The organism is Candidatus Chloroploca asiatica, from assembly GCF_002532075.1.
GTDB lineage: Bacteria > Chloroflexota > Chloroflexia > Chloroflexales > Chloroflexaceae > Chloroploca > Chloroploca asiatica.
Window position 1 is genome coordinate 106,843 of record NZ_LYXE01000157.1, and the last position, 13,157, is coordinate 119,999.

The window sequence follows — 13,157 nt, forward strand, 5'->3', positions numbered from 1 at the left end:
AGGCTGGCCTTTGAACCGGCGAAGAGGCCCTTCATCGGCCAAACTGGCGTTCAAGCTGCGTCGGGGTCATCAGGATCATCGTCGGACGACCGTGCGGACAGGTACGCGGGCTGGTGCAGGCTTCGAGTTGCTGCAAAAGTTGGCGCATCTCTTCAAGCGAGAGCGTCTGCCCGGCGCGCACTGAGGTATGGCACGAAAGGGTGGTCAGCATCGCTTCGCGCCAGTCGAGCGGCGTCGAACCGCCGCGCCCAGCCAGATGATCGGCCAGTTCGTGCAAGGCACGGGGCAGTTGATCGGCAGGAAGGGTGGCGGGCACAGCGCGGACCATGACACCTTCGCCCCACTCATCGAGGACAAAGCCCCATTCGGCCAGACGCTCAGGATTGCCAAGCAGGAGCGCACTCGCCGCCGGGATCAGGGGCACGGAACGAGGCATCAGTAAGCCCTGCGACTCAACACTGCCCCCCGCAAATTGGGTCATCAGGCGTTCATATGTAATGCGTTCGTGGGCGGCATGTTGATCGATCAGATACATCCCCTCGGGGGCCTCGGCGATAATATAAGTCAACCCGACCTGCCCGACCACACGCAACGGTGGCAGCTTACCGCTTTGACGCAGCGGCTCGGCTGCGGGAAGATTGTTTGCCGTACGGGGCTGCGGCAGGGAGCCCTGCCAGTCATCTGCGGCTTGACCGGAAGCATCGCCTTGCAAGCCTGCCGTTGGCGGTGGGCTAACTGAGGGAATAGGAGCTTCGCCAGATGAGAAGGGGGCTTCGTCCCCTCCGGCATCCCAACGACTGCGCTCGCGATCCCATGCCGATGCGCCAACCCCCCACGCTGATGGCTCAGGTTCACTCGGGGCCGCTTGCCCAAGCTGGCGCAACTCGAACCGGCGCTGCGCCGTCGCTTCATCAACCTCCCATGTTGGCACCCCGGCCCCGGCGACCAGCGCCTCGCGCACGGCCCGCCCGAGGGTACCATGCACTTTTGGCGCATAGCGGAACTTGACCTCACTCTTGGTGGGATGCACATTGACATCAACCGCCAGAGGATGCACAAAGAGATTCAGTACCACAAGTGGATGGCGCCCGCGCATCAACATCGTATGGTAGGCATCTTCAACCACCGCAGGCAACGCCCCGCGTGGCTGCAACGCGCGCCGATTGGCAAAGAGATGCAGATAGCTACGCGAGCCACGGGTCAGGCCGGGCGGCGAGATCAAGCCATCCACCCGGATCTCCTGCTCACCTTCACCAACCTCAGCGGCGACGGGCAGCATCTGGCGGGCGACATCAAGGCCATAGAGCTCGATCAGCACAGCACGCAAGTCGCCATCACCACTGGTCTGCAAGGCCAGGCGTCCTTCGAGCTGCAGCGTAAAGCGCACCTCGGGATAGGCCAGGGCATACTGTTGCACCACCGCGCTGATCGCACTCAACTCGGTGGCCTCACTCCGCAGGTACTCACGACGCACGGGCGTATTGTAGAAGAGATTGCGCACACTGAAACTCGTCCCCGGCGAGCAACCCCGCAGGGTACGCGACTGCACCTCACCCCCGGCCAGGCGCAACTCAGTGCCAACCTCTTCGGCAGCGGTACGGCTCACACAGATGACCTGGGCGACACTGGCAATTGAAGGCAGGGCCTCACCACGAAACCCGAGGGTACCAATACGCCAGAGATCCTCGGAGGTAGTGAGCTTGCTCGTTGCATGCCGTTCAAAGGCGAGTTCCAGCTCGTGGGCCGCAATCCCGCCCCCATCGTCCTGCACTTTCAACTCACGCAGGCCACCGCCACGCGCCTCAATCGCAATGCGGCGCGCACCTGCATCAAGCGCATTCTCCACCAGTTCCTTGATGACCGAGGCCGGGCGCTCAACTACCTCACCAGCGGCAATCTGCGCCGCAACCGTCGCATCAAGCAGCCGAATAGGCATCACACCCTCCTTGTGCGAACATGTTTGCGTGCTTAGTATACCATACCCCAAGAAGCTAAGGAAAACAGGGGCGTGGGGGAACCAAGTTCCCCCATCTTCAACGTAGCCCTGGCAAACGGCCAGCGAAACTGGCCGTTTGCGCCAGCATACCTTCCTACAAATCTGGGGTCGGGCTACTGGCAGGTGTTGGCAAGGGCGTAGCGGTAGGCATGGAGGGAGGGAGAGGGAAAAGGGTCGCGGCAGGAGGGACACGTGAGGGCTGGGCGGCGGGGAGCTCTCCAGCCGGAAGGGAGAGCCAGACATAACTCACCGTACTCACGAGGAGCAAGAGCAGCGCCAGCGCAAGCAGGCCCCCCAGCGGGTTCAGAGGGCGTTCGACCGGTGCGCTGCGGGGGGCAGTCACGACGCTGGGGGCATCAGCGGTATGAGTGCGTGGCTCATCATCATCGCCGGTAAGGGTATCAACCTGAGCCACCATCACCGTAATATTATCAACGCCACCCCGCTCATTCGCGAGATCAACGAGGCGTTCGACGGCCGCATCAGGCGGCAGCATCCCCGCGATTTCGGCAATCTCTTCATCGGTAATCAAGCCATGCATCCCATCAGTCGAAAGGATCACGGTATCACCAGGGCGGAGGGCAAGGGCAAAGAGATCGACCTCCACCTCGGAACTATGGCCAAGAGCGCGGGTAATAATATTGCGAATATTGGAAGAACGGGCCTGAGCAGGAGTCATCAGGCCGGCTGCCACCTGATCAGAAACAAACGAATGATCATGCGAAATCTGAGTAATCTGGCCCTCGCGGACAAGATAAGCCCGACTATCCCCAACATTCGCGACATAGAGACCACCAGGGGTAAAGAGGGCCGCCACGCCGGTGGTGCCCATACTGCCACGCCCTGCTTCATAGATCGCCCGATTGGCCCCGATAAAGGCCTCACGTAGCATATCCTCAGGTTCGACCTCGGGCCGAAACGCAGAGATAATCGTCTCTACCCCAAGTTCACTCGCAACCTCACCAGCAGCATGGCCACCCATACCATCACAGACAACCAGCAGGTTGATTGAACCAAGTTGCTTACTCGCGTAAGCATCCTGGTTAACCTCGCGCCGCATACCAACATGGGTACGGGCACTGAAGCGCACACGCATCGGTTACTCCTCGGGCGAGCTACAAAACATGGGTCAGTTCCTCCGACGCTCTATTTCAGCAGACGGGGCAAAATGACCATAGCAGCGGCAACAACGAGCAGCGTCAGAAAGAAGAGATTGCCGGTTGAACTGGTTAACAAGATCGCAAGTGCCACCACAATTGCTGCCATAAAGAGACAGCCACGCTGGACACGGGCGATGCTTGTTGCCACTTCATCAGGCTCGGGTGGTGATGTTTTCATGAAGAATAGGGAAGACCCGTTGTTCCTTTCATTTTAGCCATTGGTGTTGATTGGTACCGTAATCGTAACTTTTGTCCCCTGCCCTGGGGTAGAGGCCAGTTCAGCCGTCCCATTCACCAGGCGGGCACGTTCATCAATATTAAGCAACCCAAACGAACCACGCTTTTCGTATGAGCGCATAATTTCATTCAGATCAAAGCCAATTCCATCGTCTTGCACGACGGCGATCAGGTTATTGCCATCACGTTGGAGACGCACCCAGATATGTTTGGCTCGCGCATGCTTGAGCGCATTATTAATTGATTCTTGAATAATATTAAAGAGCGTCCCCTCGGTCTTCGTTTCGAGGTGAACCTCATCAAGCCCATCAGCCTCAAGCACCAGTTTGGTACCGGTACTATTCTGCTGAAAGCGTTGCAAGTACTGTTCGAGCGTCACTTTGAGGCCCTGTGTTTCGAGCACTAGGGGGCGCAATTCAAACAGCATCGTACGTACCTCGTAAGTCGTACGTTTGGCCAGGGCACTCAGCTTATCGAGTTCATCGAGTACACGCTCGGGGTCGCGTTCAAGCAACCGCTTGATAAACTCGACATTCATCGTGATCGCCGCAACGGCCTGGGCCGGCCCATCGTGCAGATCACGGGCAAGCTGATGACGAACTTCCTCTTCTTTCGAAATAAGCTTATTCCGCTCTTCCTGGAGATCGAAGATCAACTGGGCATTATGCAGGGCAATAATGGCGTAATTGACCAGGGCAGTCAAGCCAGCGATCTCATCTTCGGCAAACGTTTCCGCCCGCTCGATGGCAAAGACCACAATGCCATAGGTGCGCAAGTTGGCCCGGAGTGGGATGAGACAGGCATACCGACAGTTCGTCAGGCTATCAAAGAGCAGCAGGTCGGGATCGGGGGTGGCAAGATCAAGAATGTGAGGGTTCGGTTTATGCAACGCCTCGGCGAGCCCAGCCGTGACCTTGATCTGCCGCGCCTGATCACTGATGCTCAAACGATGGCTTGCGCCAACATACAGTTCGTCGGGCACCCCCGCCGAAAGCAGCACCATGCCTGCTGTATAGGGGGTCAGCTTATAACTCTCGCGGAGCGTCACCTCAAGGACTTGCCCATAGTCTACGGTACTCGACAGGGTATAGGCCACCTCATAGAGCGACCGGCTCTGGGCGCGATACGCATGGGCCTCTTCGAGCGCCTTTTCAGCCTCGTGGCGGGCATTTTGCACACTCACCCGGTTATTCTCGCTCCAGCGTTCAGCCAGCCCGGCAGTAATCCAGGGCACAAAGATCAAGGTCAAACCGCGCAAGAAGAGGGCGACATACTCAAGGAACGTTGTCTCAAGGTCAGCGGCAAAGATCCGCCGCCAGCCGATAAAGGCAGCGATATAGCAGAGGGCAGCGACAATCCCCGAGAGCAAGCTGATAAGCTTTGTCTGGCGGATGGCCGCATTGATCAATGGGACAAGATAGAGGGGGAAAAAGATGACGATCTGCTCGCCACCAAAAAACATCATCAGAGAGATGAAGCCAATGTCGATGAGATACGTGAGTTCGAGCCGGGTAGCAAGCGGTGGGATAAAGAGCGCTAGCGTTGCCAGAACGCTCACCGCAACATAGATCCAGAAGACAACAACCAGGGGAGGACTGGCACTAGAGACAGGCCATACAGGTTGATCAGTGAGAAAGTTGGTAATTAAAAAGAGCAGCAGGATGGTCAACCAGCGGGCGAGCGCATAAAAACGCTCGCCCCCAGGCAGGATCCACTGCTTCGTCTGGAGAGGTTGCGAACCAGACATTTCACTCGCTGTTGTGGTGGCCTTCACATCTAAGAACCATCTTTATTGACAGAATAGGACGTATATGTGCGGCGCTGGTGCTTGCCCCATATGATGGGTTATGTACTGGTTGTTGGCAGCTTTGCTACCAACAACCGGCGTTTCGGAAGACCGTGGAGTATCCAGGCCCCCCCTCTCGTGGCGCAAAGACTAGCCGAGCGTCTTCAAGATATCGAGCGTGCTCCGCACGGCGCTGGCCGACTTGGTGAGCAACGCTGTCTCTTCTTCATTTAACGGCAATTCGATGATTTTCTCGATGCCGCCGGCCCCAAGAATCACGGGAACCCCAAAATAGATATCATTGAGCCCATACTGCCCGGTGAGATAGGCAGCGACGGGAATGACCCGCTTCTTATCCTTCAGCACGGCCTCGACCATCTGGGCCGTTGCGGCGGCGGGTGCATAGTAGGCACTACCCGTCTTGAGCAGATTGACAATCTCGCCGCCGCCCTTACGTGCGCGGTCAACGATGGCCGCGAGGCGTTCGGGGCCAATAAACTCGGTGACAGGAATACCGCCAATCGTCGAGAAGCGGGGCAGAGGCACCATCTCGTCGCCGTGCCCACCCATCAACATCGCCTGAATATCCTCGACCGACACTCCGGTCTCCATCGCAATAAACGTACGATAGCGCGCACTATCAAGCACGCCAGCCTGCCCCATCACCCGTTCTTTCGGAAAACCGCTGGCTTCTGCGGCGACGTAGGTCATCGCATCAAGCGGGTTGTTGACCATAATGATCACGGCATTGGGAGAGAGCGGGGCGGCCTGCGAGATACAGCTACGGGTAATATCGGCATTGACCTTGATCAGATCTTCACGGCTCATCCCTGGCTTGCGTGGTGCACCCGAGGTGACCACAATGATATCAGAGTCGGCCGTATCAGCATACGAGTTAGTGCCAAGAATCTTGCAATCAAAGCCTTCGATTGGCGCGGCCTCATAGAGATCAAGCCCCTTGCCTTGAGGGATACCCTCAACGATATCGAGCAGGACAATATCGCCAAGCTCTTTGGCGGCTACCCAGTGGGCGGTGGTCGATCCGACGAACCCGGAACCAATGATGCTAATCTTTTTTCGCATAGCTTACTCCTAAACCTCTGCGCTGAGCGCTCGGATAGCAGATGCCTTGTACCACAACAAGAGCCAAATGATACGTGTGCATTGTAGCACACTGGACGAAAGATCGGGCAACCTGGCGTTCATCGATGCGAACCGGCGGCAACACGGAGTTTCGTCAGCGTTGCTTCGAGATCATCGGTGAGTGGCGAGACAAATTCGCGCCAGGTGCCATCGCGGGGGTGGCAGAAACCGAGGCGATGCGCATGCAAAAACTGGCGGTTCAAGCCAAAACTCGAGCGCGAACGCCTCCCGCCGTAGGTCTGGTCACCGAGCACGGGATGGTTGGTATGCAACATATGCACCCGAATCTGATGAGTGCGCCCGGTCTCCAACTGTGCTTCAAGCAACGTATAATCCCCCAACTCTTCGCGTACACGGTAATGGGTACGGGCGTCGCGCCCGGTTGGCCGGTGGGTGACCGTCATACGCAATCGGTCAGATGGGTGACGACCAATGGGGGCATCAATCACGCCTTCATGCTGTTTGAAGCGCCCTGCTACGACAACCAAATAGATCTTGAGCATCTGACGTGCGCGTTGCTGCTCGGTCAGCGCTTGCATCGCACGATCATGGCGCGCTACCACCAGCAACCCTGACGTATCCTGGTCAATGCGATGGACAATGCCCGGGCGGATCCCGCCATTGACCTGCATCTCGGGGTAGCGTGACAGCAAGGCGTTCGCCAGGGTGCCCCCGGGATGTCCGGGGGCAGGGTGAACAACCATCCCCGCTGGTTTATCGACCACCACAATATCGGCATCTTCGTAGACAATGCACAGCGGAATAGCCTCGGGTTCCAGGCTTGTTGGCTGCGGTGGCGGTACCGTTACCATCACCCGTTCGCCCCCGCGTAAACTGTGGCTCGCACGCACCATCCGCCCGTTGACAACCACGCGACCTTCGTCAATCAACTGTTGCACATATGACCGCGACAGATCCGCGACACTCCGCGCCACAAAGCGATCAAGCCGCTCACCAGAGCCATCAGGAGGGACAAAGAGCTCAAACGAATCAGGCTCTGTGACGTTATCCATAGGGCACTTATACCTCAACATCTTTGCTCAATAACTCACCCAGCAGCGTATCATCACGTGGAGGGGGCAGGGGCGCTGGGGCGGGTTCATCGCCGACAAAGATCAGATAGGTTGCAAGGGTGAGCGTGCCAACGGTAATGGCGCTATCGGCCAGATTGAAGACCGGCCACCACCCAACACTGATAAAGTCGACCACATACCCAAGACGGATCCGATCCAGCACGTTGCCCAGGGCCCCCCCGACAATCAGGCCCGTTGCACCTTGAATGAGCCGCCGTTGATTGGGCAGATAGGCGATATAAGCGTAGATCAAGCCACCGGTAATCAGCAGTGATGTCACAATAAAGAGCGCTGATAAGTTCTGGAAAAGACCAAAGGCCACGCCAGTATTACGGGTATAGATCAGTATCAACCAGTCATCAAACAGATAGAGGCTACGCTGATGGGGTTCTGGCCCGAGCACATTGACCGCCCAGGCTTTGCTCATCTGATCAAGGACAAAGATACTTACCCCCACAAGCAGTGGAAGCAGCCAGCGTTGCGTCTGGGTAGATGGAGATACTGATGCTCTCAAGGTTGTCTCACTGACTGGTCAACGTCTCATGCTTGCGTGCACGGCGCTCGGCCAGATCTTCACGCAAAAACTGGTAGATGAGCAGCACTGCCCCGATGGTGATCGCACTGTCGGCCACATTGAAGATCGGGAACCACCCAACACTGATGAAATCGACCACATACCCGAGCCTGATACGATCAATCAGGTTGCCAAAGGCCCCCCCCATAATCAAGCCCATGCTCGCCTGAATAAGGGGCTGGTGATGATCGAGATGGGCGGTATAAAAATAGATCGCCCCGGCAACAATGCAGAGAGCCGCGATGGTGAGTAGTTCGGGGTGCCCCTGAAACATGCTGAACGCAACCCCGGTGTTATGTGAATAGACGAGGCGAATCCATCCACCAGGTAGGGTGATCGACCGCGCCATGGTCTCGGGGCCAAGGGTTTGCACAACCCACCACTTGGTCGCCTGGTCAAGCAAGAGAAAGGTGCTTGCGATGGCGAGCGGTACGGCCCATATACGAATAGTGTGCGAACGCTGCACAGATACGCTCCTTTGAAGAGTTGGGAATCTCACAAAAAGATAGCCTCTGTTCCATTATAATGGATTATGCGCGTTTTTTGGAGATCTGTCAGGGTCTGTGGGTGCGTAGATTGTCACGAGTCGTTTTGGTGTAGCCATTAAGGTTTTGCTTGCATGCATATGTCGTACATTTCTCTCGTATGGCTGATTATTGCGCTGATGATGACTGGTTTTATGGTCTTGGTCTTACCCGGACTGGCGTTGCTGGCTCTTTTCGATCGACCTGAACGTCGCCGTTCCTGGTTTGAACAGCTTAGTCTGGCGATTGGGATCAGTCTGGCGTGGCTGCCTGTCTGGCTGCTCTGGACAGATATGCTTGGATGGCACCTCGGAGCAATGAATGTCTGGCTGCCAGCCTTGCTCAGTGTTGTTGTGCTGGTCTGGCACGGACGCCATCAACGCCGACCTAACTCCTCGCCCCTTCCTTTGGATAGCTACGACATAGCACTTGGAGCCTTGTTCTTGCTCATTGTTGTCGTCCGCCTGGCGATCGTTGCGCCCCTTGAGGCTCCGATGTGGGGTGATGCGTACCATCATACGATGATCGCTCAGCTGATTATTGACAATGGAGGCCTCTTCCGCTCGTGGGAACCATATGCCCCGTATCAGACGTTCACGGTGCAGTTTGGCTTTCCTGCCATGGTCGCAGGGTTTCCCTGGGTTACTGGTATATCAACTGTTGAGGCGGTGCTTGTCACGGGTCAGTTGCTGAATGCCGCAGCAGCCCTGGTCTTGTATCCCCTGGCCGTCCGGTTGGCTGATGGACGCCGGGTCGCGGGTCTGGTCGCGGTGTTGGTCGCTGGTCTATTGACGGTCGTGCCAAGCTTCTATGTCAACTGGGGGCGGTATGCTCAACTTGCTGGGCAGGTCATCTTACCTATTGCTATGGTGTTGACCTGGGAGATGTTTGCTGCGCCACGACCTCCGTGGCGTAGTGCTGGCCTCTTGGGGTTGGTTGTGGCTGGGATGACGCTGAGCTATTATCGTATGGGGTTTTTCTATGCCGCGTTTATCGTGGTACTCGTGCTCTGCTGGGTTCTACCGCATTGGCGTACGAAGCGCTCTACCTGGCTACAGGCCTTGCCACCACTGATTCTGGCGGCTCTGGTTGCCGCCGGACTGTTGCTGCCATGGGTCTTTCGGGTCACCAATAGCCTTCTTGCTGATATGGTGTCTGTAGCGTCAACCACAGGTGTGCCTACGAGTTTTGTCTGGCATGATTACCAGAACTGGCAAGAAGTGACAACGTATATTGCCCCGCTCTTGCTCTGGATGAGCGGGTTGGCTGTGGCCTGGGCACTGGTGCGTCGGGCGTGGATGATCGTGGGTCTTGTGCTCTGGATCGGTTTACTGGTTTTGTATTTTGCTGGGACGCTGGTTGGTCTCCCCGGGGCTGTGATGTTGCAAAGCTTCTCGGTCATGATTGCAATCTATATGCCTGTCGCTCTGCTCTGTGGATGGTTAGCCGCCGAGATGATCGCTTTCTTACCGACACCTCGCCTCAAAGCGGTTCTGCCCCTTATTGCTGTAGTGCTGCTCGCTGCTTGGGGAGCGTTGCAGCAACGCCACATAGTTGACCCGTTCTATGCTATCGTCACGCAACCCGATATGAAGGCAATGGACTGGATTAAGCGGAATACGAAGCCAACCGATCTCTTTCTTGTGCAAGGCTTTACGATCTTTCAGGGAACGTCGGCGGTGGGGGCTGATGCCGGTTGGTGGATTCCATTGCTGACAGGCAGACAAAATACGATGCCACCGCAGTATCCAATGTTGAGTGAACGGCCTGACCCACCCGATTATACCCAGCGTGTGGTTGATCTTGTGCTGTTGATGGAGGCTCGGCCCCTGGATGATGCAGAGGTCATCGATCAGCTGTGTGCATGGGGTGTCACCTATGCCTATTATGGTCAACGGCAGGGGCAAGCTGGTTTTGGCGCTGAACCGCTCTTTCGGCTTGATGATCTGCACGCTAGTCCGTATTTTACCCTGATGCATACGCAGGATGAGGTCGCGATTTTTGCTTTTGATCAAGCGGTGTGCTCCTCACGCGAAGGGCGATCGGTGCGCAGGCCTGCATTATGATGCAACGCACTTCTTCGTTTGTGAGGCTGCTTGTCCGCCTCGTGCTGCCGCTTGTCTGGTTCGAGAGCATTGCCCGCGTAGCGGATCAACCGGGGCCAGAGTCAACCATCTTTCGTGTGCTCTTTCTTGGTGGGGTGCTCGCTGCCGCGGTGGCTGGTCAACCTGTCTGCGAAAGGGGGCGGCGTTGGCGCCTGCCCTGGCCCGGCGTTATGCTTGTTGTCACGAGTCTGGTGGCCGGAGGCTTCTATTATGTGACACAGCATACAGTGGCGGCATGGGTGCTCACCTTAACTGGATGGGTGCTCGCGCTCTGGTTGTATGACGTGTTGATCGTTCGTCGGTCACGTGTCATTCGGGTCAGCATTGCCACAGCGCTGGCAAGCATAACTGCGGGGGCAACGGTCGCCCTTGCCTTGCTGGAGAGCCGCTTCAGTGAAGAGGAGTTTTTTGTAGCGCTGGCCGGTCTTAGTATGGCCGGTGGTTGGATGTTGACCCTCAGGGCCTATCAAGGGTTGTCTAGGTTGGTTGTAACCCATCACGTAGATGAAGAGGCAGTTGATCTGGGTGCCTTGGCAACGTGGTCTGCGAGGCTTCGCCAGGGTGGGCTGAGGCTAGCAATCAAGCGACGATGGGTGGCTGCTAGCCTTGGTTTGAGCGTGCTTGTTGCGATGGTCGCTCTCGTACGGGCCTATCAACAAAGCTTTTTTCCAGTTCCACCGGCGCCTTATCCTGGGATCAGTGCCGAACAGCCAGTGCTCTGTGGGCAGATCGCTCCCGCAGGGCAGACCTACACCGGGCAAGAGGTGTTTGCCCAGATGCTTGCCCTGGTTGAGGCGCATCCGCAAAAAGGGCCGCCCGAATATGGCATGCTAGCGCTGGGTAGTGGTGACCCCGCATGGATCGAGCTGTTTCGCACATCGCTCTTGGCTGAAATGAGCGCGGGGCGTTTTACTGAACCAGCCAACAGTGTCAAGATCGGACAATGGTACGCAGCCCAACGGGTCTATTATTATGTCCATATGCGTGAAAGGTATCCGGAACTTTTCAGCAGCGATGAGGATGCAGCCATTCAGACCTGGTTTGCTTCCATCAATCAGCGTACCCTGACCGTCGAATGGGTTGACTGGCTCTATGCGCTGGCACTTGCGTACTGGCCTGCTGGCCCCTATGAAAACCAGGAAAATGGCGCTGGCCTGCTGGCCCTGCTTGCGGCAACCGGACTGGGTGATCCGGCGCTTGTCGAGGCCGGGCAGCAGTACCTTGACCAACGGCCTCGTGGGTGGGAAGGGCGCACGCGTAACTCTGATGATACGTACTACTATCAGAGTGAATGGGTCACAAATGCCTATTTTCAGGCACTCCGAGATGGTACTATCCCTGCTGAAGAGGTACGCCAGTCTTTCGAATGGTTGCTGCTGCAGATGGTTCCTGATGGTCGTCCAGTTTCGTACAACAATCCTTACCCGATCACCCGTGAGGGTGCCCTGGCGTTGGGCGCAACCCTGTTGAACGATCCCCGCTATTTGTGGGCAGCAGGGCGAACAGCAATGAGCGAGGCGCGCTTTTTTGACTTCATCGTCGCCCAGCCTGGTGTGAACGAGGCGCTGCCGCTGATTGCACAATCACCAACAGAAGGGTCTTGTCTGATCTACGGTGATACGGGCACCCCCATTCGGGTTGGGCCTCTGGCTCCCGACAAAATTGTCTTTCGTGACAGCTGGGAGCAAGATGCAACCTATGTCATGCTCAATTTACGTTTTACAGGCTGGCATCGGTATAAAGCCACCAATACCATCACCCTGGCCTATTATCAGGGCGATCTGATTGCTGATCAGCTTGAGGCGCACTATGTGCCGTGGTTGCCTCGTGGCCGCAGCTTATTACGCGACAAGCGCATTCCGCGTGAGCATGTGAGTGGCCTTGTGGTACGCCAGAGTGGCATCAACGCTGTGCAAGCCCTATTGAGTGGCATTGGGAGTAGATGGGCCCAGGATCCGCCGTTCTTTGCCGAGGTTGACCAGTTTACAACTGATGAACAGTGTACGGTGAGCACAACGAGCCTTGCTGATTGGCGCGGATGGGATCACCACCGTACGATACGTTTCTGTGTAGGGGAACCCACGCTTATTGTTGATGAAGCACAAGGTGCGCGTGGTGACGAGGCGGCCCTGATGTGGAATTTGGCCACTCTAGGGACACATCAGGCCGGACGGATCAGGCTCACGGAACATGCCGAACTCGTTCTGATCCCGCTGGACCGTGCGAGGATTGAACATGACGGCCCACAACGCATCATGGTGCAAAGCAATGGCCCGACGTTACGCTCAGTCGCCGTTCTGCTAACGGGATCATGGGTAGGGGCCACCGTTGATCCAGGGCCAGACAATGCGGCTACCAGTGTGCGGATCACTGGCACGGCAGGAACGCTTGAGTTGCCTACCTTTGCCAAAGCACTAGTGTCTCCTTGACAATAGCCTCACTCAGGGCGTATACTAGTGTCAGATCTACAACAGGCCGTGCGACCGTTTTTGCTACGGGCTGTTAGTGTCGATATGACAATACCCCGTTCGGTCGCATGGCTCTTTTTGTCGGTGTAGA

At 56.8% G+C, this 13,157-nt stretch carries 10 protein-coding genes; 2 read left to right on the forward strand and 8 right to left on the reverse strand.

The features are described 5' to 3' along the window. Positions 1–31: 31 nt before the first annotated feature. The 8 genes from mutL to lspA (A9Q02_RS19135) all read right to left on the reverse strand — a co-directional run bounded on the left by mutL (position 32) and on the right by lspA (A9Q02_RS19135) (position 8,435). Positions 32–1,936, reverse strand: a complete 1,905-nt coding sequence (gene mutL, locus A9Q02_RS19100; RefSeq protein ID WP_097654671.1) for a DNA mismatch repair endonuclease MutL — start codon at positions 1,934–1,936, stop codon at positions 32–34. A 154-nt stretch (positions 1,937–2,090) separates the two neighbouring features. Next, positions 2,091–3,092, reverse strand: coding sequence for a PP2C family protein-serine/threonine phosphatase (locus tag A9Q02_RS19105; RefSeq protein ID WP_097654672.1), 1,002 nt, complete (start codon positions 3,090–3,092; stop codon positions 2,091–2,093). A 50-nt stretch (positions 3,093–3,142) separates the two neighbouring features. Then, positions 3,143–3,334: a hypothetical protein gene (locus tag A9Q02_RS19110; protein WP_097654673.1), complete on the reverse strand. Its 192-nt coding sequence runs from the start codon at positions 3,332–3,334 to the stop codon at positions 3,143–3,145. A gap of 33 nt (positions 3,335–3,367) precedes the next feature. Further along, positions 3,368–5,140, reverse strand: a complete 1,773-nt coding sequence (locus A9Q02_RS19115; protein WP_097654674.1) for a GAF domain-containing sensor histidine kinase — start codon at positions 5,138–5,140, stop codon at positions 3,368–3,370. 189 nt (positions 5,141–5,329) lie between these two features. Continuing rightward, complete coding sequence (gene mdh, locus A9Q02_RS19120; RefSeq protein WP_097654675.1) at positions 5,330–6,262, reverse strand: malate dehydrogenase; 933 nt, start codon at positions 6,260–6,262, stop codon at positions 5,330–5,332. A gap of 119 nt (positions 6,263–6,381) precedes the next feature. Beyond that, positions 6,382–7,335 (reverse strand): RluA family pseudouridine synthase, encoded by a 954-nt coding sequence (locus A9Q02_RS19125; RefSeq protein ID WP_097654676.1) that lies wholly within the window; start codon positions 7,333–7,335, stop codon positions 6,382–6,384. Between the two features lie 7 nt (positions 7,336–7,342). Beyond that, positions 7,343–7,909, reverse strand: a complete 567-nt coding sequence (lspA, locus tag A9Q02_RS19130) for a signal peptidase II (RefSeq protein ID WP_097654677.1) — start codon at positions 7,907–7,909, stop codon at positions 7,343–7,345. Between the two features lie 7 nt (positions 7,910–7,916). Then, positions 7,917–8,435, reverse strand: coding sequence for a signal peptidase II (gene lspA / locus A9Q02_RS19135; RefSeq protein WP_245860730.1), 519 nt, complete (start codon positions 8,433–8,435; stop codon positions 7,917–7,919). 159 nt (positions 8,436–8,594) lie between these two features. On the opposite strand from lspA (A9Q02_RS19135), the gene A9Q02_RS19140 reads away from it, so the two are divergent. Together A9Q02_RS19140 and A9Q02_RS19145 are read left to right on the forward strand one after the other, a co-directional pair. Further along, positions 8,595–10,559 carry a DUF6541 family protein gene (locus A9Q02_RS19140; protein WP_141509049.1) on the forward strand — a complete coding sequence of 655 codons (1,965 nt, stop codon included), beginning with the start codon at positions 8,595–8,597 and terminating at the stop codon, positions 10,557–10,559. Further along, positions 10,556–13,027: a hypothetical protein gene (locus tag A9Q02_RS19145; RefSeq protein WP_141509051.1), complete on the forward strand. Its 2,472-nt coding sequence runs from the start codon at positions 10,556–10,558 to the stop codon at positions 13,025–13,027. The genes A9Q02_RS19140 and A9Q02_RS19145 overlap by 4 nt, the downstream gene beginning before the upstream one ends. Positions 13,028–13,157 lie beyond the last annotated feature (130 nt).

What these genes read in the sequence shown, in the direction of transcription:
- mutL (WP_097654671.1), bottom strand. Translation starts at nt 1,936, where the DNA reads ATGCCTATTCGGCTGCTTGATGCGACGGTTGCGGCGCAGATTGCCGCT.
- A9Q02_RS19105 (WP_097654672.1), bottom strand. Translation starts at nt 3,092, where the DNA reads ATGCGTGTGCGCTTCAGTGCCCGTACCCATGTTGGTATGCGGCGCGAG.
- A9Q02_RS19110 (WP_097654673.1), bottom strand. Translation starts at nt 3,334, where the DNA reads ATGAAAACATCACCACCCGAGCCTGATGAAGTGGCAACAAGCATCGCC.
- A9Q02_RS19115 (WP_097654674.1), bottom strand. Translation starts at nt 5,140, where the DNA reads ATGTCTGGTTCGCAACCTCTCCAGACGAAGCAGTGGATCCTGCCTGGG.
- mdh (WP_097654675.1), bottom strand. Translation starts at nt 6,262, where the DNA reads ATGCGAAAAAAGATTAGCATCATTGGTTCCGGGTTCGTCGGATCGACC.
- A9Q02_RS19125 (WP_097654676.1), bottom strand. Translation starts at nt 7,335, where the DNA reads ATGGATAACGTCACAGAGCCTGATTCGTTTGAGCTCTTTGTCCCTCCT.
- A9Q02_RS19140 (WP_141509049.1), top strand. Translation starts at nt 8,595, where the DNA reads ATGTCGTACATTTCTCTCGTATGGCTGATTATTGCGCTGATGATGACT.
- A9Q02_RS19145 (WP_141509051.1), top strand. Translation starts at nt 10,556, where the DNA reads ATGATGCAACGCACTTCTTCGTTTGTGAGGCTGCTTGTCCGCCTCGTG.